The sequence below is a fragment of the Limnohabitans sp. Rim11 genome (genome assembly GCF_001269365.1).
Classification (GTDB): domain Bacteria; phylum Pseudomonadota; class Gammaproteobacteria; order Burkholderiales; family Burkholderiaceae_C; genus Limnohabitans_A.
The window spans coordinates 810,997-833,630 of sequence record NZ_CXOM01000002.1 but is presented as its reverse complement, the minus strand read 5'-3'; the positions used below and the strand labels follow the sequence as shown (position 1 = coordinate 833,630).

Sequence of the window (22,634 nt, the reverse complement as noted above, 5' to 3'; positions counted from 1 at the left end):
AGCAAGCCAGAAGCCCCATCCGTGATGCGCGACCACAAGGTGCTCACAGCGAACCCTCCATCGCTTGACCTGCTGCGTCTGCAATATCGGCTACGGCCTGACAGAAAACTTGGGCACGGTGACCATAATCTTTGAACATGTCAAAACTGGCGCAAGCCGGCGACAGCAAAATAGCGTCTCCCTTTTGGGCCAATTCTTGAGCCGCCTTCACAGCCTCAGGCAATGTGCTGGCGTCGATCAATGGCACACCACAAAGTTGAATATGCTCTCGAATGAGCGCCGCATCGCGGCCGATCAAAACCGCAGCGCGCGCATATCTGGCGACAGGTTCAGCCAAAGGTGAAAAATCTTGACCCTTGCCTTCACCGCCCAAAATGACCAGTACTTTGCGCTCGGCACCCAAGCCTGTGAGCGCCGCTACCGTGGCACCCACGTTGGTGCCTTTGCTGTCGTCAAAATATTCAATGTCGTTCACAATGGCCACAGACTGAACGCGGTGCGGTTCGCCTTGGTATTCACGCAGACCAAACAACATCGACGCCAAACTGCAACCCGTGCTACTGGCCAGAGCCAACGCAGCCAACGCATTGACGGCGTTATGTCTGCCGCGAATTCTGAGTGCATCGGCAGGCATCAGTCGTTGAATGTGAATTTCTTCCACTTCACCTTTGCGCAAGCGACGTGTTTCGTCTGACTCCAAGGCACGCACCAACCAGGTCATGCCATTGACTGTCTCTAAACCAAAATCGCCTGGGCGCTGTGGCATGTCGGCGCCATAGGTGATGTGCTCACGCTCGATGGGTTTTTGCAGCTTGGCACGAACAGGCTCGGGCAACATGGCCATCACTCTGGCGTCTTCGCGGTTCAGCACCATCAAAGATGTTTGACCAAAGATTTTTTGTTTGGCAGCGGCATAAGCTTCCATGCTGCCGTGCCAATCCAAGTGATCTTGCGAGATGTTTAAAACTGTTGCAGCGCTGGGCTCAAACGGGCCTGAACTTTCGAGCTGAAAACTAGAGAGCTCCAACACCCAAACCTCTGGCAACTCGGCTTCCATCGATTCACGCAGCGTGTCTAACAAAGTGGGGCCAATGTTGCCTGCCACCTTGACTGTTTTGCCAGCACGCTCAATCAGCTGCCCGGTGAGGGAAGTGACGGTTGTCTTGCCATTGGTGCCCGTAATGGCCAACACTTTGGGTGCGTAATCTTGTGTGATCTTGAGCTTTTCCAAACCTTGCACAAACAAGCTGAGCTCACCACCCACCCACAGTCCCAAAGATTTGGCGGCATCTAGCACCGGCGCTGTTTCGGTAGGCGCCAAACCCGGGCTTGCAAAGACTGAGCGAACCGATGTGCCATCAATCAATTCTGCACGCAAGGGGCCACCGATAAATTTCACCTCGGGCAATTCACTCTGAAGAACAGCCAAGTTAGAAGGCGCATCACGTGTATCGGCCACTGTCACTTCTGCCCCCATGAACGCACACCAGCGCGCCATGGCGAGACCTGAGCTACCCAGCCCCAAAATCAAAATGTGTTGGCCTTGAAGGTATTTCATGTTTATCTGAGCTTCAAAGTCGACAGACCCACCAAGCAAAGCAGCATGGTGATGATCCAAAAACGCACAACCACTTGGGTTTCTTTCCAGCCACTCTTTTCAAAGTGGTGGTGCAAAGGTGCCATCTTCAAAATGCGGCGACCTTCGCCGTATTTTTTCTTGGTGTATTTGAAATAAGACACTTGCAACATGACCGACAAGGCTTCCACCACAAAAATGCCGCCCATGATGGCCAACACAATCTCTTGACGAACAATGACGGCAATGGTGCCCAGTGCACCGCCCAAGGCCAGCGCACCCACATCACCCATGAACACCTGCGCAGGATGTGTGTTGAACCACAAAAATGCCAAGCCTGCACCGGCCATGGCGGAACAGAAAATCAACAGCTCACCTGCGCCAGGGATGTAGGGCAAGAACAAATACTTGGCATACACCGAACTGCCAGTCAGGTAGGCAAACAGGCCCAAAGCCGAACCCACCATGACCACCGGCATGATGGCCAATCCATCCAAACCATCGGTCAAATTGACAGCGTTACTCGAACCCACAATGACCAAGTAAGTTAAGAACATGAAACCAAAGACACCTAAGGGATAGCTGATTTCTTTGAAGAACGGCACCTGCAAACCTGCCTTGGGTGGCAAGTTCACATCAAAGCCAGAGATCACCCATTTGAAGAACAAGTCCATCACGCGCAGGTTAGAACTTTCGGAAATGCTGAAGACCAAATAGAAGGCTGCCAACAAACCAATGACCGATTGCCAGAAGTATTTTTCGCGTGAGCGCATACCTTCAGGATCTTTGTTGACCACCTTGCGCCAATCGTCAACCCAGCCAATGGCACCAAATCCCAAAGTCACAATGAGCACAATCCAAACAAAGCGATTGGACAAGTCAAACCACAACAAGGTGCTGATAGCAATCGACAACAAAATAAGCACTCCGCCCATGGTGGGCGTGCCACTTTTTGCCAAATGCGTTTCCATGCCGTAGCCACGCACGGGCTGACCAATTTTCAAAGAGGTCAAATGGCGAATGACAGCAGGGCCTGCAATCAAGCCAATCAGCAAAGAGGTCATGGCCGCCATGACCGCGCGAAACGTGATGTATTGGAAGATTCGCAAAAATCCCCATTCGGGCGACAAGGTTTGCAACCACTGAGCCAAATTAAGCAGCATGCACTGACTCTCTTTCTTGTACTTGAGCAGACTCAGTGCGTTCACGCAATGCTTCAACCAAACGTTCCATCTTCATAAAGCGTGATCCTTTGATCACCAAACTTTTTTGTCCTGCAATGTGTGACAACACATATTGCTTCAAGACTTCCATATCGCCAAAGTGCTTGGCACCTTGAAAAACCGTGCTGCTGTGTTGGCACAAATCACCCAAGGTCAACAGGGCTTCAATGCCGCGCGCTTTGGCATAGGCACCCACCTCGGCATGAAACTCAGGGCCTTTTTGTCCCACTTCACCCATGTCACCCAACACCAACATGCGTGGCGCAGGCAATTCAGCCAACACATCGATGGCGGCGCGAACAGAATCTGGATTAGCGTTGTAGGTGTCGTCCACCAAAGTAAAGGCATGACCCTCAATTTGCCACTCCCAAGATTTGGAGCGTCCTTTAACGGGCTCAAAGCTTTCAAGGCCTTTGACAATTTGAGACAAGTTCATGCCAGCAGCCAATGCGCAAGCCGTTGCAGCCAATGCGTTTAAGACATTGTGTCGACCCGCGATAGACAAGCGACAAGGCAAACTTTCATGCGCGGTCCACAACTTGAATTGCCAAGCGCCAGCCGTCCATGCAATGTCGTGGGCTTGAACATCGCCCGCTTCAAAACCAAATGTCACGACCTTGCGCTGACCCGCAAGACCTTTCCACAAAGCGCTGTAATCATCTTGCGCAGGAAACACGGCGACACCATTGGCAGGCAAAGCGCTGATTACTTGTCCATTTTCAAGAGCCACAGCCTCTACAGTGGCCATGTACTCTTGGTGCTCACGCTGTGCGTTGTTGACCAAACCAACCGTAGGCTGCGCAAAACGCGCCAACACTTCAATCTCGCCAGGATGGTTCATACCCAACTCAATCACGGCACGTCGATGATGGTCGCGCAAATTGAACAAGGTGAGCGGCACACCAATTTCATTGTTCAGATTGCCTTGTGTCGACAAAGACGCTTGACTTTCGTCTGCCCGCAAAATGGCGGCAATCATTTGCGTGACCGTTGTTTTGCCATTGCTTCCAGTGACACCAATCAAGCTCAAGGCAAATTGACGACGCCATTGTGCAGCCAACTCACCCAGTGCTTCGCGTGCATTGGGTACACAGAAGGCCGGTACTGTCAGACCCTCTAAATATTTCAGGTGCTCGCCTTGCGTTGGCTTGTCTGCTTCAAATACCACAGCCACAGCACCCTGTTCCTGAGCCTGTTTCAAGAAGGCCGTGCCATCAAATTTTTCGCCTTTGAGGGCAATAAACAAATCGCCTGCAATCACACTGCGGCTGTCTGTGCGAACAGCTTTAATTTGAACTTCAGTGGCAAGGCGAGCATGGCCTGTAGCCAACACAGGCACAGCCAATGGCAGCCAAGTTTGAAGTTGGGCCAGCGTCATGTTCATGAGGCAGCTCCTGCCTTCAAAACGCCTGCAGCGCGTTGTCGCAATGCTTGTTGCGCATGCACACGGTCATCAAACGGATGCTTCACGCCCGCAATTTCTTGCGTTTCTTCATGGCCTTTGCCTGCAATCAAAATGACATCGCGCGGGCCAGCAGCAGCCACCACATGTTCGATGGCTTTGGCACGATCAAGTTGCTGGTGAACCGCATTCGGAGCCTTCAAACCCTTGAGCATGTCGGCCACGATGCGATCTGGCTGTTCACTTCTAGGGTTGTCACTGGTTAACACCACATGGTCTGCAACGGCTTCTGCTGCTGCTGCCATCAAGGGGCGTTTGCTGGCATCCCGATCACCACCGCAGCCCAAGACACACCACAATTTAGAACCTAAGGATTGGGCAAACGGCTTGAGCGCCAGCAATGTTTGCGTCACCGCATCGGGCGTGTGAGCGTAATCCACCAAAGTCAGCGGCAGCTGATCGTTCCCTTGAACTGAAACTTTTTCCATGCGCCCAGGCACTGCATTAAGTTCGCTACAGACCTTGACTGCTTGCGGCAAGCTCACGCCCATTGCGCGCAATGCCGCGATCACACCCAGTAAGTTGTCGATGTTGTAGTCACCCATCAAGGCAGTTTGCAAAGGCAAGACTTGCGTGCCTTCGACCACCTCAACGTACAAACCAGACACGTTGCGTTTCAAAGCTGTGGCTTGCAGGCGCGCAGGTTTGTTTTGGCTTGAGCAGGTCCAAATGTCGAGGGCTTTGTTGGCGTTCAACAAATTGTTTTGCAGTTGCTTGGCCAGCTTGGCACCCTGCTCGTCGTCGACATTGATCACTGCGACTTGTAAATCAGGCCAAGCAAACAAGGCTTCTTTGGCCTGCCAATAAGCCGCCATGGAGCCATGGTAGTCCAAATGGTCTTGTGTGAAATTGGTGAACACAGCCAATTGAATGCGCGTACCCGCAAGCCGATGTTCTGCAAGACCAATGGAGCTGGCTTCAATCGCACAATGCGTGACACCATCGGTCACCCACTTTTTAAATTGCGTCTGCATCAACACAGGATCGGGTGTTGTCATGCCTGTGGCCAACAAGTTGGGCGGTTCACCCACACCCAAAGTGCCAACAATTGCACAGCGCGCTGCTGAATTGTCTTGCCTGGCTATCGCATTAAGGGCTTGCGCTAACCACCAAGTACTGGAGGTTTTGCCGTTGGTGCCAGTGACCGCCAAAACTTTCAAAGCTTGGCTGGGTTGCTCGTAGTAAGCATCGGCAATCCAGCCCGTATCTGCCTTTAAGCCGGCATACGCTGCCACAAGATCTTTGCCGTCATCGACTGGCCAAGCCTCTGACCATTTGTCACAACCCTGCGCTTCAACCAGGCACACGGCAGCACCTTGCGACAAAGCAGAACTCACATAAGCCCGGCCATCGGTGGCAGCACCAGGCCACGCTATAAAGCCATCGCCCTGACGCACAGCACGGCTGTCCGTGCACAAATTGCCAGTCACTCGCTGACGCAACCAAGCTGCAGCTTGAGTGGGACTGTGCAATGTTTGCATCAGAACGACTCCTCCACGGCATTGGCCACAATTTGCGGCTTCACATTCATGTCGGGCTGCACGCCCATCAAGCGCAAACTTTGCTGCACGGTTTGACTGAAAACAGGGGCCGCCACATCACCGCCGTAATAACGACCATTGGAAGGCTCATCGATCATGACCGCCACAACAATGCGTGGCTTTTCAATGGGCGCCATGCCGACAAAGAAGCCTCGGTATTTTTTATTGGCGTAGCCCTTGCCTTCTTGCTTGTGGGCCGTGCCCGTTTTGCCGCCCACTGAGTAACCAATGGTTTGCGCTTTTTGGGCTGTACCACCAGGACCTGCCGCCATGTTCAACATGTGGCGCATGTCGGCTGCGTGCTTAGGACTGATGACTGGGACACCCGCAGGAATTTGACCGTTTTTAATGAGCGTTGCAGGCAATGAATAACCATCGCTTGCAAAAATGGTGTACGCCCGAGCCATTTGAAAAAGACTGGTCGACACACCATAGCCATAACTCATGGTGGCTTGTTCAATGGGCCGCCAAGTTTTGGCCGCCCTTAATTTGCCACTGACAACACCAGGGAATGGGAGCTGCGGTTTTTGGCCCAAACCGACTGCCGTGAACATTTCCCACATCTCGCGAGGCTGCATCTGCATGGCAATCTTGACCGTACCCACATTGCTTGATTTTTGAATCACTTCATTCACAGTCAAGGCACCGTGCGGGTGTGCATCGGTAATGGTGGAGCCCGTGATGTTGATGTGGCCTGGGGCAGTTTGAATGACCGTCTCTGGTTTGATCAAACCTTTTTCCAAGGCCAATGCTATGGTGAATGGCTTCATGGTGGAGCCGGGTTCAAACGTGTCCGTCAAGGCCCGATTGCGCAATTGCTCACCACTCAAATTGACGCGCTTGTCGGGTGAGTAACTTGGATAGTTGGCCAGCGCCAAAATTTCGCCGGTCTGCGCATCCAGAACTACCACACTGCCTGCTTTGGCTTTGTTTTCTAAGACCGCTTCGCGCAGTTTTTGATAGGCAAAAAATTGAACTTTGCTGTCAATGCTGAGTTGTAAATCTTCACCATCGACGGGTGGCGTCATTTGTCCTACGTCTTCAACTACTCGGCCCAAACGGTCTTTGATGACTCGACGTGCGCCTGGCTTGCCTGCCAATTGGTTTTGGAAAATCAGCTCAACACCCTCTTGGCCTTTGTCTTCCACATTGGTGAAGCCCACAATGTGTGCTGCAGATTCGCCCTCGGGATACAAGCGCTTGTATTCCTTGATGGTGTATATGCCTTTGATGTTCAAAGCCAAGATTTCCTTGACCACCTGCTCGTCCATTTGACGGCGCAACCAAACAAATGTCTTGTCTTCGTTTTCTAATTTTTTGGCCAATTCAGCGGGCGTCATTTCTAGCCACTTGCTGAGTTGTTTCAAGCCTTCGGGTGATCGATCAATTTCTTCGGGGTTGGCCCAAACACTGGGGGCCGGCACACTGGACGCCAAAATCAAACCATTGCGGTCTAGCACTCTGCCTCGGTTGGCAGGCAAAGTAAGTGTCCGTGCAAAGCGAACCTCACCTTGGCGCTTGTAAAACGCATTTTCAATCACTTGTACATAGGCAGCTCGCACCGCCAAGCCGACAAAAGCCAAAGCCATCGCAGCCACAATGAGCTTGCTTCGCCAGACTGGCGTCTTACTGGCCAACAAAGGGCTAGAGGAAAGCTGAACACTGCGGCTCATGGCTTAACCTCTGCTGGCTTTTGCATATCGGCGGGCTGTTTCACATACTGCGTGATACCCGGCGTGACCAAGCGCATTTGCAATTGCTGCTTGGCTATTTGCTCGATGCGCAAAGGCGATGCCTGCGAACGCCGCTCAACTTGCAAGCGCTCGTATTCAAGCTCAAGTCGTGTGGCCTCTTTGGTCGCAGCCTCTAACGCCATAAAAGATCGACGCGCTTCATAGTGGCTGTGAACCAAAAACATGGCCGACAAAATAATGGCAATCACCAAGATCAGGTTCAGGCGCGTCATGCAAGCACCGCCGTTCTCTCAGCTACGCGCATGATGGCGCTGCGCGAGCGCGTGTTGGCTGCCACTTCCATGTCACTGGGGCGAATGCGCTCCAATGATTTCAGCTTCATGGCCTGTGGCACTGCAAACGGCGCACGGCGGTCATAAACTTCTTTAGAGTGCTTGGCAATGAATTGCTTGACGATGCGATCTTCTAAAGAATGGAAACTGATGACCACCAAGCGACCGCCAGGCTGCAGGACCTGCAAACTGGCCTCTAGCGCTTGTTCAAGCTCCTCAAGCTCGGCGTTGATGAAAATCCGAAGAGCCTGAAATGTCCGCGTTGCAGGGTCCTTGCCCGGCTCGCGGGTTTTGACCGTGTTAGCCACGATCCCGGCCAAATCGGCGGTGGATGAAATTGGGCCCCGCTCTTGTCTGCGAGCCACAATCGCCTTTGCAATCGGAAAAGCAAACCGTTCTTCGCCATAGTCACGCACAACCTCCGTGATCTGTTCCACACTGGCACTGGCCAGCCACTCGGCCACACTCTGACCGCGCGTGGTATCCATGCGCATGTCTAAGGGGCCATCGAAACGAAAAGAAAAACCCCTGTCGGGGTTGTCAATTTGAGGGGAGCTGATTCCCAGGTCCATCAACACACCTGAGATGCTGCCTTCGGGCAATTCACCCAAGTGCCTGAAGCCTTCATGCCGAATAGAAAACCGAGCATCTTTGATCTGGGCAGCTTCGGCAATGGCCTCGACATCTTTGTCAAATGCAATGAGTTGCGAGCCTTCAGGTAAGCGCGACAAAATCAGACGCGAATGGCCACCGCGGCCAAAGGTAGCATCGACATAGGTGTTTTTTTCGGCGGCATCGCCTGCATTGCCTAACAATGCATCAACCGCTTCAGTGAGCAAGACGGTGGTGTGTTGCCAATTAGATGTCACGCAGGCCTCAGAACGAAAAGTCCTTGAAGACATCGGGCATGTCGCCCTGCATGGCTTTCGCCTCTTGGGTGTCGTAGGCCGTTTTGTCCCACAACTCAAAGTGATTGCCCATGCCCAGCAAGATGGTGTCTTTGGCGATGCCAGCTGCAGCTCGCAACTCAGGTGATACGAGAACACGACCCGTGCCGTCCATTTCGACATCCATGGCGTTGCCCAAGAAAATTCGTTTCCACCACTGCGCTTCCATGGGCAGTTGTGCAATGCGTTCGCGGAAACGCTCCCACTCGGTTCTAGGGAACACCATCAAACAACCGTGGGGGTGCTTAGTGATGGTCAATTGACCACCCGCTGTGGCGCTTAAAACCTCGCGGTGACGCGTCGGGACCGACAGGCGGCCCTTGGCGTCCAAACTCAACGAAGATGCACCTTGAAACACTAAATTCTCGATTCCTAAATACAACACACGCAATTTGGGTATTTCTCCCACTTAATTGCACTTTTTTGCACTGTATCAGGAATTCACCACCCCGCAAGGGGTTTTTCAAGTTTTTTTCAATGAAATCAAGGGCTTAGACGACTGTTTGCATGAGAATATGCCGGAAAAAATCCTTGAAAATTAGGTACTTAGATGTTTGTCTGCAAGTAACTTCTGAGACATTTGAATGATTAAAAAAATTTGACATTTTTTAAATTATTTTCGGAGAGGGCGTTGTTTGCCACATGCGCCAGAAAAAAAGGCTCCCAAGAAACTTCACTTGGGAGCCTTTTTGAATGCCATTGGCGCTTCAATTAATCGCCAAACATTTTCTGCTTCAACTCTCGTCGTTGCTGCGCTTCCAGCGACAAATTGGCGGTGGGGCGGGCCAACAAACGACCGACACCAATGGGCTCGCCCGTTTCGTCGCAATAACCATAATCGCCCGCATCGATGCGCTGAATGGACTGCTCGATTTTCTTCAAAAGCTTGCGCTCACGGTCGCGAGTCCGCAACTCCAAGGCATGCTCTTCTTCAATGGTGGCACGGTCTGCAGGATCGGGCACCACCACAGTATCTTCACGTAGATGCTCGGTGGTTTCACCGGCATTGGCCAAGATGCCTTGCTTGAGTTGAACCAACTTGAGCCTGAAAAATGCCATTTGGGCATCGTTCATGTAGTCGTTGTCAGACATGGCCATGACTTCTGCGTCTGTCAACTGGTCGGGTTTTTTGGTTTTCCAGTTATTGGCCAACTTGGGGTCTTTTTTAACAGCAACAAAAGGGGGAGGAGTGAGAACTTGGGTGGGCATGTTTTGTAAGTAACTGGCTTTTGCAGCCGTTGATGCCACCGATTGAGCCATCGATGGCACTGTAATTTGAGCGAGTCGTGCTGAAGGCCGGACGGCGCGGGCTGGGACATCCGCTGCAACAACCGGCGTTTCGGCCACGGGTGCAGCAACAGGGGTTTTAGACTTGTTTTTTTCTTCTTTGGCTGACTTGGCAACTGGCTTAACAGCCTCGTTGACGAGCTTTTTGACTACCGGTTTTGCTTCTGCCTTTGAAGCTGATTTAGGTGCAGCTTTAGGTGATTCTTTGGTAGCAACTTTAGCGGCAACTTTGGTTGCCGGTGGCGTTTTAGCGACGACCTTGACAGGGGCTTTGGTCGGTTTGGCAACGGGCTTGACAGGCGCCTTGGCGACTGGCTTTGTGGCTGCTTTAGCGACTGGCTTTACAACAGCCTTTGCGCTAGTTTTGACCACTGGCTTTACCAGCCCTTTGGAAGGTGTTTTGGCAACTGGTTTGGCAGCTGCCTTGGGGGCCACTTTAGGCGAAGCTTTCACGACGGCTTTAGGCGCCAGTTTGCTGCTCGACTTTGCAAGTGGCTTGGCCATTGGCTTCGTGGCGGGTTTAGGGGCCACTTTTGTAGCGGCTTTCTTCACAACCGGCTTGCCCTTGGTCACGGCTTTGGGAGGTGCAGCTTTGGCCGGTGCAGGCTTGGCCGCTTTCTTAGCAGGCGCAGCCCCCTTGGCCTTTGGCTTGCTTGCGGGGGTGATTTTTTTCACTGCAGTTTTTGAGCTCGTTTTAAGGGGCTTTTTCACGTCCTGTCTCCTAGCCGTGGCGGCTTACGTACCTTGATGGGTACCAGCCATTGGCAAATGAGTTGTGGTCATTGGCTCATTTGCGTCAAAACCCATGATTCTCGACCTTCTGGGCATATGGAGGCCCCGATTAAGGGACCCCGTCAGGGCGCAGATTGTAGCGACTGAACGGCCTTAAAACGCTTTCAGAAAAACTAAACCAAACTTTGTTCCAAGCCTTGCAACAAAATGTCTTTGGGCAGGTCAATCCCAATAAAGACCATTTTGCTAACTTTGGGCTCGTTTTCAGCCCAAACAGGCCCTAAATCACTGCCCATGAGCTGGTGAACGCCTTGGAAAATGACTTTTCTTTCAGTGCCTTGCATATTCAAGACACCCTTGTATCGAAGCATGCGCGGACCATACACATTGACGATGGCCCCCAAAAAGTCTTCCAACTTGGCAGGATCGAAGGCCCTGTCTGATTTAAAGACAAAACTCTTCACATCGTCATCAAAGTGATGGTGATGTCCATGGCCTTCACCCTGGTGTGACGGATGATCGCAATGTTCGCCGTGTTGATGGTCGTGGTGATCGTGCCCCTGCGCATGACCGTGTGCATGACCGTGTGCCTTGTCATGGTCATGATCATGACCGCAATGCTCGTCGTGCACATGCGGCTCATCTTCCTTCAGAAAGTCAGGATCGATGTCGAGCTTGGCATTCAAGTTGAAGCCCCGCAAATCAAACACCTCAGCCAAAGAAACCTCACCAAAATGCACCACCTTTTGCGGGGCGCGGGGGTTCATGTGCGCCAAACGATGCTTCAAAGCTTCCAGATCCGCTGGCTCAACCAAATCTGCCTTGCTGATAAAAATTTGATCTGCAAAGCCCACCTGACGACGCGCTTCTTGCCTGTCGTTCAGTTGCTGCGCCGCATGCTTGGCATCGACCAAGGTGAGGATCGAGTCCAACAAAAAGCTCTCGGCAATCTCATCGTCCATAAAAAACGTTTGCGCCACAGGACCCGGATCAGCCAAGCCCGTAGTCTCAATGACCACGCGGTCAAAATCTAGTTCGCCTTTGCGTTTTTGTGCCGCCAAGGTTTGTAATGTGGTCCGCAAATCTTCCCGAATGGTGCAGCAAATACACCCATTGCTCATTTGAATGATTTGCTCATTGGTGTCCGACACCAAAATGTCGTTGTCAATGTTCTCTTCACCAAATTCATTCTCAATGATGGCAATCTTCTGACCATGCGCCTCAGTCAACACCCGCTTAAGCAGCGTCGTTTTACCCGACCCCAAAAAGCCAGTCAGGATGGTTGCAGGAATCAAAGCCATGAAATTACTCCAAAGAGAGAAAACAGTCGAAATATTTAAATGAAGTGTACCCACCCCCGCAAAAACTATTCTGGGTAAGGATGACTTGTGCGGGCAACGATTTCTGGTACCCCAGTATGAGGCGCCCGCACAAGGCATCCTTGCACAGCGAGCGCAAGGAAGTCAAAGCTTCTTAACCACCACCAACCCCTTAAGGTACTCCCCTTCAGGAAAATAAACAGTCATAGGATGATCCGGCGCCCCCTGCAAACGCTCACTGATGTACCCATCCACCCCCGCATCTGTCCCAGCAGAAGCCACAATCTTGTGAAACAAATCGGCACTGATTCCACCCGAACAAGAATAAGTAAACAACTCTCCACCCGGCGCCAACAACTTAAACGCCAGCCGATTGATATCCTTGTAAGCTCTAGCAGCCCGATCGGCATGCGCCGCCGTCGGTGCAAACTTAGGCGGATCCAACACAATGGCATCAAACTGAACGCCTTGCTCAATGAACGCACGCAATGAAGCATTGACGTCGGCATCCATGAACGTGGTGCGAGACAAGTCAAAGCCATTCAGCAACACATTGGCCTTGGCCTTTTCAATGGCAGGCCCCGAAGAATCAATTGACGTGACATGCGCAGCACCCCCCGCAAGTGCAGCCACACTGAAGCCCCCTGTGTAGCAGTAACAATTGAGCACGCTTTTAAATTTGCGAAACACCGAGTGTTGGTAAAACCGGTAGCGGCTATCGCGCTGATCCAAATAAAAACCTGTTTTGTGACCCTCTGCAATGTTGAGTGACAACTGCCACTGATGCTCTTGCAACTTGATCTCGGTGGGGCCCTTGCCTCGCAACCAACCTGTGACTTCTGGCAAGCCTTCCAATGAACGCACGTTGGCATCCGAGCGCTCATACAGCTTGGTCAAACCCGTGGCTTTAAGCAGCGCATCGGCCATCACTTGCTTGAAACGCTCTGTGCCGCAAGAAGTAAATTGCGCCACCAATGTATCGTCATAGCGGTCCACCACCAAACCCGGCAAGCCATCGGACTCACCATGCACCAAACGCATGCCATTGCTTTGAATGTCAAACAAACTGCGGGCTTGCACCGATTTTTGAATCAAGCCCTCAATGAATGCGTTGTCGATGCGTTGGGCTTCGTCAAAACTCCAAACCCTGGCACGAATGCGCGAAGTGGGACTGAAAGCAGCCCATGCCAAAAACACTCCTTCGTGTGATTCCACACGCACAGTTTCTCCGGCATCGGCGCTGCCTTTGGCAATGGCCGATTCAAAAATCCAAGGGTGTTGACGTTGCAAAGAACGTTCTTTGCCTGCTTTGAGTCGAATCGTTTTCATACCGGCATTGTCCCACCGTGTGAGGGTCTAAAACTCTGAGGCAATGGGTGATTATTTTTTCTCTGAATTGCCAGCACCGCGTTTAGCCCTGGGGTGGGCCGCGTCGTAGGCCTTGGCCAGATGCTGAAAATCTAAACGCGTATAGACCTGCGTGGTGCTGATGTTGGCATGACCCAACAACTCTTGCACCGCCCGAAGGTCGCTGCTCGATTGCAGCACATGGCTGGCAAACGAGTGCCGCAACATGTGGGGATGCACCGGCGTGGCCAGGCCAGCCAACAAGCTGCGGCGCTTTAAGCGTTGCCAAACCGACTGCGCCGTCAAGCGCGTGCCATGCTGACCCGGAAACAGCGCCAGCGCAGCATCTGACAAGCCCGGCACTGCTTGCGTCATCATGCCCATGGCTTGACTGCGCAAAGGCAACCAAATGGCGAGTGCTTTCAAAGCCGCTTGACCCAAAGGCACCGTTCTGCGCTTGCCGCCCTTGCCTTGCACCATCACTTCGGCGCCTTGTAAATCTATCCAGCCCCGGCCTTTTTTGGACGCTTCCGTACTGGCCACCACATCCAAACCGGTCAGCTCGGCCACCCGCAAACCACAGCCATACAACAGTTCCACCATGGCAGCATCACGCGCTTCTAACCAGGGGTCGTCTGCTTCCTCAATATGTTCTGCCAATTGCACGGCTTCATCGACGCCCAAGGCTTTGGGCAAAGGCTTGGCCACTTTGGGGGCACGCACCCCCTCAACAGGGTTGTGTGCAATGAGACTCTCGCGCGCCAACCAATGGTAGAAACCTCGCCAGCCCGACAGAATGAGGGCAATGCCGCGGCCTGTGCGGCCACCACTGTGCATTTGTGCCACCCAACGGCGCACATGCACCGTTTGAACTTGGGCTAAATCGACATTGGCCGCATTCGCCAACTCGGTCAATTTGTGCAGGTCCAGCGAGTAAAGCGTCGTGGTTCGCTCGGCCAGGCGTTTTTCAAAACGCACATGGTCTAGGTACCGAGCGACGCGCTCGTCCATGTTAAAAGCCTTATCCTTTGGCAGGCAACAAGGCTGAGAATGCCGCACTGCAAAGCTCTGCCAAGTGCTCTAGAAAATCGGTGCCCATGCCGCTGTGAAAACGTTGGGCATCGGGCGATGCCAAAACCAACAAACCAAATGGCGCCTGATCTTTTGTCAAACGCAGCGGCAACAGCGCCACCGAGGCCGCTTGCGCAGGCTCTTGCAACCATTGAACAGGATCAAGGCCGGCACTGGCACCCACAAAAGGTGAGTTGTACGTTGAAACAGTTTGTTTGACTTCATCGGCGACAGCTTGGGCATAGGCCGCATCGGTAAATACATCTGAGACGCCCCACAAACGCACCGCCACTTGGGGCACTTGAAAGCGCGACTCGATATTTTTCAACGCAGAAGGAACACGTTCCGCTGCAGGCGTCTGCAACAACTCACAGGCCCACTTTTGCAGCTTCTCGGTGATGATCATGTTTTCGTTGCCATGGCGAATCATGTCCATGATGCGCATTTCCAAGGCACGAATTTTGTCGCGCAACATTTGCGCCTGACGCTCTTGCAAACTCACTGAGCGATGGTTGTCAGGGCTCATCAAATGAACCGACGCCAACAACTGGGCATGACGCTCAAAAAAATCAGGCGTGTTGGCTAAAAAATCTGCGATGTCATCTTCAGTGATGGGGTTCATCGGATTGATAGAAGTTGGAGTCATGCCGGTCTTTCGAATCAGGGTAAGTTAGGAACGTCTATCTCACCTTCAAATACGGAGGTGGCGGGGCCAGTCATGAAGACGGCTTGAGACAGATCGTTTTTGGCAAGGCCATGCCATTCAATGGTGAGCGTACCGCCATGGGTTTGCACGTCTACTCTGGGATTCAGAAGCCCCATGCGAATACCGGCCACCACAGCAGCGCAAGCGCCTGTGCCACAGGCCAAAGTTTCGCCAGCGCCACGCTCAAACACGCGCAAGCGCACAGTATCGCGGTTCACAATTTGCATGAACCCTGCATTGACGCGATTGGGAAATGAAGCGTGGTGTTCAATCAAAGGACCGTGCGTCAGAACGGGCGCAGTGTCGACGTTGTCGACCACCTGAACAGCATGCGGATTGCCCATCGACACCACGGCCACATTGGCAAGCGCACTTGCCTCTGTAGCGCTTAATGGCAACTGCCAAACTTCACAGCCGTTGACCAAGGTGTGCTTCAAGCCATCCGCTTTGAATGGCACCTTGGGCAAATCCAAGATGGGGGCGCCCATGTTGACAGTCACACGGCCATCCGCGTTCATTTGCAATTCAATTTCGCCTTGCTGCACCTTCACGCGAACGCGTTCTTTGGTGGTGAGACCCTTGTCGCGCACATAGCGCACAAAGCAGCGCGCGCCGTTGCCACAGTGCTCCACCTCGCCACCATCGGCGTTGTGAATGACGTATTCAAAATCGAGCGTGTCGTTGGGCGCTGGGCGCACCGTGAGAATTTGATCGGCGCCTACCCCAAAATGGCGGTCGGCCAAGAAACGGTATTGGGCCGTGGTCAGATTCAAACGCGCACGCGTTTCATCGAGCACCACAAAATCGTTGCCCGCCCCTTGCATTTTTGTAAAGCGAATTCGCATGCTTGAATTATCGTCTGTTCGGGGCTTGGTTTGAACATAGCCAATGCGCGAAGGCGACAAGCGGCGCACTAGGCCCGATAATCGGGCCATGGTTAGACCTCAACAACTCTTACATCCACAGCGAGAGCCCGCCGCTACTCGGCCGGCCGCTACCGTCTTGTTGCTGCGAGACAGTGCCCAAGGCATTGAAGTGCTCATGACTCGGCGCTCACTCACTGCCAGTTTTGCCCCAGGCGCTTATGTGTTTCCAGGCGGCGGCATTGACGCGCTCGATGCAGCCTCGCATGCGCAAGCGCTGCGCAGAGACACCCAAAGTGACCTGCATCTCACGCAAGCCATTGCGGCCATTCGCGAAAGCTTCGAAGAGCTGGGCATTTTGTTGGCCTACAAAGCCAACCACAGCATGGCCACTGAACAAGACATTGCCTTGCTCAATCGCAGCCAGCCCTTTGCGGCTCAATGTGCTGCACACGGCATGAAACTGGCCGCCGATCAGGTGTTTGTGCTGGCCCACTGGATTACGGACCGCGATTTGCCCAAGCGCTTTGATGTGCCTTTTTTGGTCGCTCGCATGCCCGAAGGGCAAACGCCAGTGGCCGACGAATCAGAACAGTTCGAACCAGTGTGGGTCCGCCCAGCCGATGCGCTCAAGCGCCACGAAGCCGGCGACTTCTTCATCATCTTCCCCACCATTCGCACCTTGCAGCGCCTCACGCCTTTTGCCGATGTACAAGCCGTGTTGGACGCCTGTGCCGTCAACGACGAACCTTTGTGGACCAGTTGCCCACGCGCAGGTTGGTTGGCCGGCAAAGAAGAGCGCTACATGGAACACGAGTCGCCCTATGGCGAGTTGGCCCTGACCAGTCCCGATGGCCAAATCGTTCACCACCTCGATTGGCAGTCCGACCACCCCGTGGCCTTGCTCAAAAACGTCCAACGCCTCACAGCGCCCAACCCTGGTGTGATGACCGGCCCCGGTACCAACACGTATTGGGTAGGCGACCCGCTCAGTGGCTACATCGTGATTGATCCAGGCCCCGCTGACCCCGATCATTTGGAAAAAATTTGGCGCGCTACCAGCGGTCAAATTCGCATGATTGTGTGCACCCATTCGCACCCCGATCACTCGCCGGGTGCCAAGCCTTTGCAGGCGCTGTGCCAAGATTCCCCATTAGGCTTGCCGCCTGTTTTAGGACTCGCCTCTGCCAGCACCGCCAACGCCCAAAGTCAATTCACGCCCGACCGCAACTTGGCCCATGGCGAAGTTCTCAAGGTGGGTGAGCACAGCCTAAAGGTCCTGCACACCCCCGGCCATGCGGCCAACCATTTATGCTTGGCCTTGCTCGAAGACGGCTTGCTGTTTTCCGGTGACCATGTGCTCAACGGCAGCACCACTGTGGTCAACCCACCCGATGGTGGCATGAACGATTATCTTGATTCGCTAGATTTGCTGGCATCAGAATGCCGCACCCACAAGCTCGAGTTCATTTTGCCGGCACACGGCTATGTGCTGGGCTTTGCCGAACAAGCCATTGCCCAACTTAAAGCCCATCGCTTGAAGCGAGAAGCCAAAGTCATTGCCGCCATGCGCGCCTTACCCAACGGCACCCTCGAACAGTGGGTCGCGCACGCCTACGACGATGTACCGCCGCGTTTGTGGCCTGTGGCTGCAAGATCATTACAAGCGCATGTGGACCGCATTCAGTCCATGCCACCTGGCAACAACTGACATGACAAGCCCCATCACCACGCCTATCACCACGCCCAGCACCGAAGGCATTCGCCTGTCCAAACGAGTTGCAGATATTTTGAAGTGCTCTCGCGCCGAGGCCGAGCAAGTGATTGTGGGTGGCTGGGTCAAGGTCGACAACGTGGTGGTGGACGAGCCTGCCCACCGCGTCCAAAACCAAACCATCGATGTTCACAGCACCGCGCAACGCGGCAAGGTCCCATTGCTGTCTGTCATCTTGCACAAGACCGCGGGGCAGAGCTGTTTGCCCCAAAGCCACACCAACGTTTGGAAATCCTTAACGCCCGACATGCGTTCCAACCAAGACCGCTCTGGCATCACTTTGACACCGCGTCTGCAAAAATTGTTGCAATGTGCCGCAGCTTTGGAAGATGCTGCCACCGGCTTGGTGGTGCTTTCGGAAGACCCCGCCATGCTGCGCAAATTGCTGGACGAGCGCACGCCCTTAGAGCATGAAATGTTGGCTGAAGTTCAAGGGTCTGTCAGCCCAGACCAGTTGCACGACATGTGCCCCACGGGCCTCAAAACCAGCATCAGCAGCGCCACGCCCGAAAAAACAGGTTTGCGCATGGCTTTTAAAGGGTACCAACCGGGGTATGCGGCCGGTGTGATTGAAAATACAGGGCTGCGCCTGATTGGTCTCAAAAGAGTCAGAATGGGACGTGTTTTGATGGCGCCTTTGTCCCCGGGTCAGTGGCGGGCCTTGATGCCCTATGAAAGATTTTGAACAAAAACGCTGTTTTTGCGCAAATTCGCCACAATAAGTTCCCACAAACCCTTGAAATTCATCAGGGCATCCTCATTTATCTTGTAAGTTTGAGAGAATATTCACATGAATGTTCGTAGCTTGAGCTGAAAGGAAAAACAACATGCGTTTGAGCACCAAAAGTCGTTTTGCCGTCACGGCCATGATCGATGTCGCTTTGCGCGAAGATCGCGGTCCCGTCTCGCTCTCGGCCATCAGCGAGCGTCACCAAATTTCACTCTCCTATTTGGAGCAGCTGTTTAGCAAATTGCGACAGCACCAATTGGTCGAAAGCACACGCGGCCCAGGTGGCGGTTATTCTTTGGCACGCAGTGCCGAAAAAATCACCATGGCCGACATCGTCAGTGCCGTTGACTTCTCTGCCGAATCTGAAGACGCTAGCAGTGCTGAAGCTGGCAATTGGATGAGCAGCGAATTGTGGGCCAGTCTGCATGAAAAGATGTTGGCGCATTTGCAGTCCATCAGCTTGCGCCAATTGGTGTCAGAGCAGCGCGCCAAAGGTGTCACGGTAGAACCCGCGCCTTCCGTGGTCAAGCGTGGTGTGTTTGCCAAGCCCAAAAGCCAGCCCGTGAAGGTGAATGTTCCTAACTCTGTGTTTGCTTTGGCAGCCAGCTTGGTGCCCACTCGCTGAACATTTTCAGACCAAAAGCAAAAACGCGCGCTGGTTCACACCAGAGCGCGTTTTTTTTGACCTTCATACAGCCAAGAAATAAAGTGTGAAGCCTACCGATAAGCCGGATTCTGTGCATTGAAGTTGCCCTCAATGTGACCGCCATTACTCTGGGCCGAGGGTTGCCCACTCGGCTCGGTGCTACCTACCCGCACACTCTCCGGAACCAGATCAACGTGTGCCTATTTGGTATTGCTGCGCGTAGAGATTGCCCGTTTCACCCGAACTCAATCGGCTCGTCTCTGTTGCTCTAATCCTCACCTTGGTGCCTTGCGGCCTTTCGGTGGAGAGGTGTTACCTCCTACGCTGTCCTGTGCAGTCCGGACGTTCCTCCAGTGCGGCCTTTCGGCCCATGACTTGCGTCATGGCATTTCTGCTAGCACCAGCGACGGTCTGGCAGGCTTCACACCCGCATTATCGCCTCGCGGCATAACCATATGCAGAAATTGACAGAACAAGTAGGTCAAAATCCGTCTCAGTCATTCGAATCATTCTTCTCTACACCCCAAGGACCGCGATCATGAAAGCTCAAAACGTCTTGCAGACCATTGGCAACACACCCCACATTCGCATTAACAAACTGTTTGGCGCCGATGCCAATGTGTGGATCAAGTCCGAGCGCAGCAACCCCGGCGGTTCTGTGAAAGACCGCATTGCCTTGGCCATGGTGGAAGATGCCGAAAAAACTGGCGCTCTCAAAGCGGGGGGCACCATCATTGAGCCCACCTCTGGCAACACGGGCATTGGCCTGGCCATGGTGGCGGCCGTCAAGGGCTATAAATTGGTCTTGGTCATGCCCGACAGCATGTCCATTGAACGCCGCCGCTTGATGCTGGCCTATGGCGCCACCTTCGACCTCACGCCGCGCGAAAAAGGCATGAAGGGCGCGATTGCTCGCGCTGAAGAGTTGGTGGCCAGCACGCCGGGCGCTTGGATGCCTCAACAATTCAACAACCCCGCCAACATCGACATCCACGTGCGCACCACCGCGCAAGAAATTTTGGCGGACTTCCCTGAAGGCATTGACGCCATCATCACTGGTGTCGGCACTGGTGGCCACTTGACGGGCACTGCCAAAGTTTTGAAGGCTAAATTTCCAAATCTCAAAGTGTTTGCTGTCGAACCCACCGCATCGCCTGTGATCTCTGGCGGCTCACCGGCACCTCACCCCATCCAAGGCATTGGCGCTGGCTTCATTCCTAAAAACCTCGATACCAGCTTGCTGGATGGCGTGATTCAAGTGGAAGCCGAAGATGCGCGCGAATACGCACGCCGCTCTGCACGTGAAGAAGGTTTGTTGGTGGGCATTTCTTCAGGCGCCACCTTGGCCGCCATTGCTCAAAAATTGAAAGAGTTACCAGCAGGCGCTACGGTGCTGGGCTTTAACTACGATACGGGTGAGCGTTACTTGTCCATCGAAGGCTTCTTGCCAAATTGAATCTTTGAAACTTCTGGATGCAAAGCAGGGTTCCCTTGCTTGGCATCTCGCGCGATAATTGCCGGGTCTGCTTGATAACCACAAGCCCAACCACCGACAGCCATGATTCGAATCTCAGAACTCAAACTGCCCTTGACCGCATTGCCGGTTGAAGTGCGCCGTGCAGCAGATGCCCCGTCAGAAACAGACGAGGACCGCATTCCGCCACCGCATCCCGAAGAAGCCCTGCGCCAACTGGCAGCCAAAGCATTAGACATCGATGTGCAAGCCATCGATCAATTGCATGTTTTTAAACGCAGCTTTGATGCGCGCAAAGCCGATTTGTTGGCGGTGTTCATTGCGGACATCACCTTGAAAGATCCTGCAGCAGAGGCGTCGCTGCTCAACAAGTTTGCAGGCAACCCCCACATTCAAGCTACGCCCAACATGACTTGGCAGGCGCCTTGTCATGCACCTTCCAACTTTGGCTTAGAAGAAGGTGAACGCCCCGTGGTGGTGGGCTTTGGCCCTTGCGGTATTTTTGCAGCCTTGAGCTTGGCGCAAATGGGCTTCAAGCCCATCGTCATTGAACGCGGCAGCCCCGTGCGTCAACGCACCAAAGACACCTGGGGTTTGTGGCGCAAGAAAACACTCAACCCCGAAAGCAATGTGCAATTTGGCGAAGGCGGCGCTGGCACCTTCTCGGACGGCAAGCTCTACAGCCAAATCAAAGACCCGCGCCACTTAGGCCGCAAGGTCATGAACGAATTTGTGCAAGCGGGCGCGCCCAGCGATATCTTGTTTGCGGCACACCCCCACATTGGCACTTTTAAATTGGTCAAGGTAGTTGAAAACTTGCGCGAGCAAATCATTGCTATGGGTGGTGAAGTGCGATTTGAACAACGCGTGGTCGACATCGATATTCAAACCACGGCGCAAGGCCGGCAAGTCACTGGTTTGCACATGGAAGATCGCAACACTGGCGCGCGTTCTCACCTAGCCACTCGCCATGTGGTGCTGGCTTTGGGCCACAGTTCGCGCGACACCTTCACCTTGTTGTACGAGCGCGGCGTGTACATGGAGGCCAAGGCCTTCTCCATTGGCGTTCGCATAGAACATCCGCAAAGCGTGATCGATGCTGCGCGTTGGGGCCGCCATGCAGGCCATCCCTTGCTAGGCGCAGCCGATTACAAACTGGTTCACCACGCACAAAACGGCCGTGCGGTTTACAGCTTTTGCATGTGTCCCGGTGGCACTGTGGTGGCTGCCACCAGCGAAGCGGGTCGCGTGGTGACCAATGGCATGAGCCAGTACTCACGCAACGAGCGCAATGCCAATGCCGGCATGGTGGTGGCCATTGACCCTGAAGACTACCCACTGGATGTGGCTGCGTGGCAAGCTGCCTTTGGTGATGCCGATGGTTTGAAGTGGGCCTCACAAGCTCAGGCTATGGCCCAACAATCGCCTAAGGCTTATCACCCGCTCTCGGGCATTGTGTTTCAACGTCAGCTGGAATCTAAAGCCTATGTAGCCGGTGGTGAAAACTACACAGCACCGGGACAACTGGTGGGCGACTTTTTGCAAGCACGTGCCTCCACCGACTTTGGTGCGGTACAGCCGTCTTACAAACCAGGTGTGAGCTTGGGCGATTTGTCGCAAGTACTGCCTGCGTTTGCAGTGCAAGCCATGCGCGAAGCCTTGCCTGTGTTTGGTCGCAAGATCAAGGGCTATGACATGCAAGATGCCGTGTTAACGGGGGTCGAAACGCGCACCTCATCGCCCCTCAAAATGACCCGCGGCGACAACTTGCAAAGCTTGAACACTCAAGGGCTTTACCCGGCCGGTGAAGGCGCCAGTTATGCCGGTGGCATTTTGTCGGCGGGGGTGGATGGCATCAAAGTGGCTGAAGCTTTGGCGAAGGCGATTGTTGGCAGAAGCTGAAGCGCATT

20 protein-coding genes and 1 other RNA gene are annotated in these 22,634 nt (G+C 53.6%); 6 read left to right on the top strand and 15 right to left on the bottom strand.

The window, feature by feature from the left end; genetic code table 11:
* Positions 1–43: 43 nt before the first annotated feature.
* The 9 genes from murD to dksA form a co-directional block, all read right to left on the bottom strand.
* Complete coding sequence (gene murD, locus AMM03_RS08650; protein WP_090130417.1) at positions 44–1,558, bottom strand: UDP-N-acetylmuramoyl-L-alanine--D-glutamate ligase; 1,515 nt, start codon at positions 1,556–1,558, stop codon at positions 44–46.
* 2 nt (positions 1,559–1,560) lie between these two features.
* Positions 1,561–2,739 (bottom strand): phospho-N-acetylmuramoyl-pentapeptide-transferase, encoded by a 1,179-nt coding sequence (mraY, locus tag AMM03_RS08645; protein WP_090130415.1) that lies wholly within the window; start codon positions 2,737–2,739, stop codon positions 1,561–1,563.
* Complete coding sequence (gene murF, locus AMM03_RS08640; RefSeq protein ID WP_090130413.1) at positions 2,729–4,183, bottom strand: UDP-N-acetylmuramoyl-tripeptide--D-alanyl-D-alanine ligase; 1,455 nt, start codon at positions 4,181–4,183, stop codon at positions 2,729–2,731. Before murF ends, mraY begins: the two co-directional genes overlap by 11 nt.
* Positions 4,180–5,742 carry a UDP-N-acetylmuramoyl-L-alanyl-D-glutamate--2,6-diaminopimelate ligase gene (locus AMM03_RS08635; protein ID WP_090130411.1) on the bottom strand — a complete coding sequence of 521 codons (1,563 nt, stop codon included), beginning with the start codon at positions 5,740–5,742 and terminating at the stop codon, positions 4,180–4,182. The genes murF and AMM03_RS08635 overlap by 4 nt, the downstream gene beginning before the upstream one ends.
* Positions 5,742–7,475, bottom strand: coding sequence for a peptidoglycan D,D-transpeptidase FtsI family protein (locus AMM03_RS08630; RefSeq protein ID WP_090130410.1), 1,734 nt, complete (start codon positions 7,473–7,475; stop codon positions 5,742–5,744). The genes AMM03_RS08635 and AMM03_RS08630 overlap by 1 nt, the downstream gene beginning before the upstream one ends.
* Positions 7,472–7,768 carry a cell division protein FtsL gene (gene ftsL / locus AMM03_RS08625; RefSeq protein WP_090130408.1) on the bottom strand — a complete coding sequence of 99 codons (297 nt, stop codon included), beginning with the start codon at positions 7,766–7,768 and terminating at the stop codon, positions 7,472–7,474. Before ftsL ends, AMM03_RS08630 begins: the two co-directional genes overlap by 4 nt.
* Complete coding sequence (rsmH, locus tag AMM03_RS08620) at positions 7,765–8,730, bottom strand: 16S rRNA (cytosine(1402)-N(4))-methyltransferase RsmH (RefSeq protein WP_369793678.1); 966 nt, start codon at positions 8,728–8,730, stop codon at positions 7,765–7,767. Before rsmH ends, ftsL begins: the two co-directional genes overlap by 4 nt.
* Complete coding sequence (mraZ, locus tag AMM03_RS08615) at positions 8,705–9,133, bottom strand: division/cell wall cluster transcriptional repressor MraZ (protein ID WP_090130405.1); 429 nt, start codon at positions 9,131–9,133, stop codon at positions 8,705–8,707. The genes rsmH and mraZ overlap by 26 nt, the downstream gene beginning before the upstream one ends.
* A 353-nt stretch (positions 9,134–9,486) precedes the next feature.
* Positions 9,487–10,122, bottom strand: a complete 636-nt coding sequence (gene dksA / locus AMM03_RS14390) for an RNA polymerase-binding protein DksA (protein ID WP_090130821.1) — start codon at positions 10,120–10,122, stop codon at positions 9,487–9,489.
* An 85-nt stretch (positions 10,123–10,207) separates the two neighbouring features.
* Here dksA and AMM03_RS14385 point away from each other — a divergent pair, with 85 nt between their 5' ends.
* The gene (locus AMM03_RS14385; protein ID WP_194942829.1) at positions 10,208–10,810 is read left to right on the top strand and encodes a hypothetical protein; all 603 of its coding nucleotides are present in this window, start codon (positions 10,208–10,210) and stop codon (positions 10,808–10,810) included.
* A gap of 157 nt (positions 10,811–10,967) precedes the next feature.
* Here AMM03_RS14385 and AMM03_RS08600 read toward each other — a convergent pair whose 3' ends face one another.
* The 5 genes from AMM03_RS08600 to dapF form a co-directional block, all read right to left on the bottom strand.
* On the bottom strand, positions 10,968–12,095 hold the full coding sequence (locus tag AMM03_RS08600) for a CobW family GTP-binding protein (protein ID WP_090130401.1): 1,128 nt from the start codon (positions 12,093–12,095) through the stop codon (positions 10,968–10,970).
* 162 nt (positions 12,096–12,257) lie between these two features.
* On the bottom strand, positions 12,258–13,442 hold the full coding sequence (locus AMM03_RS08595) for a class I SAM-dependent rRNA methyltransferase (RefSeq protein ID WP_090130399.1): 1,185 nt from the start codon (positions 13,440–13,442) through the stop codon (positions 12,258–12,260).
* 51 nt (positions 13,443–13,493) lie between these two features.
* Complete coding sequence (locus AMM03_RS08590; RefSeq protein WP_090130398.1) at positions 13,494–14,471, bottom strand: tyrosine recombinase XerC; 978 nt, start codon at positions 14,469–14,471, stop codon at positions 13,494–13,496.
* Positions 14,472–14,481: 10 nt separating this feature from the next.
* Entirely contained in the window at positions 14,482–15,177 is a 696-nt protein-coding gene (locus AMM03_RS08585; RefSeq protein WP_090130396.1) for a DUF484 family protein, read from the bottom strand.
* A 14-nt stretch (positions 15,178–15,191) separates the two neighbouring features.
* Positions 15,192–16,082: a diaminopimelate epimerase gene (gene dapF / locus AMM03_RS08580; protein WP_090130394.1), complete on the bottom strand. Its 891-nt coding sequence runs from the start codon at positions 16,080–16,082 to the stop codon at positions 15,192–15,194.
* 88 nt (positions 16,083–16,170) lie between these two features.
* On the opposite strand from dapF, the gene AMM03_RS08575 reads away from it, so the two are divergent.
* The 3 genes from AMM03_RS08575 to AMM03_RS08565 all read left to right on the top strand — a co-directional run bounded on the left by AMM03_RS08575 (position 16,171) and on the right by AMM03_RS08565 (position 19,229).
* Positions 16,171–17,811, top strand: a complete 1,641-nt coding sequence (locus AMM03_RS08575) for an MBL fold metallo-hydrolase (protein ID WP_090130819.1) — start codon at positions 16,171–16,173, stop codon at positions 17,809–17,811.
* A gap of 1 nt (position 17,812) precedes the next feature.
* Complete coding sequence (locus AMM03_RS08570; RefSeq protein WP_194942828.1) at positions 17,813–18,559, top strand: RNA pseudouridine synthase; 747 nt, start codon at positions 17,813–17,815, stop codon at positions 18,557–18,559.
* Positions 18,560–18,701: 142 nt separating this feature from the next.
* Positions 18,702–19,229 carry an Rrf2 family transcriptional regulator gene (locus AMM03_RS08565; RefSeq protein ID WP_090130391.1) on the top strand — a complete coding sequence of 176 codons (528 nt, stop codon included), beginning with the start codon at positions 18,702–18,704 and terminating at the stop codon, positions 19,227–19,229.
* A gap of 83 nt (positions 19,230–19,312) precedes the next feature.
* On the opposite strand, the gene rnpB is transcribed toward AMM03_RS08565, so the two are convergent.
* Positions 19,313–19,673, bottom strand: an RNA gene (gene rnpB, locus AMM03_RS08560) — RNase P RNA component class A.
* 115 nt (positions 19,674–19,788) lie between these two features.
* Here rnpB and cysK point away from each other — a divergent pair.
* Entirely contained in the window at positions 19,789–20,706 is a 918-nt protein-coding gene (cysK, locus tag AMM03_RS08555; protein WP_090130389.1) for a cysteine synthase A, read from the top strand.
* A gap of 102 nt (positions 20,707–20,808) precedes the next feature.
* The gene (locus tag AMM03_RS08550; protein ID WP_090130387.1) at positions 20,809–22,626 is read left to right on the top strand and encodes an NAD(P)/FAD-dependent oxidoreductase; all 1,818 of its coding nucleotides are present in this window, start codon (positions 20,809–20,811) and stop codon (positions 22,624–22,626) included.
* Positions 22,627–22,634 lie beyond the last annotated feature (8 nt).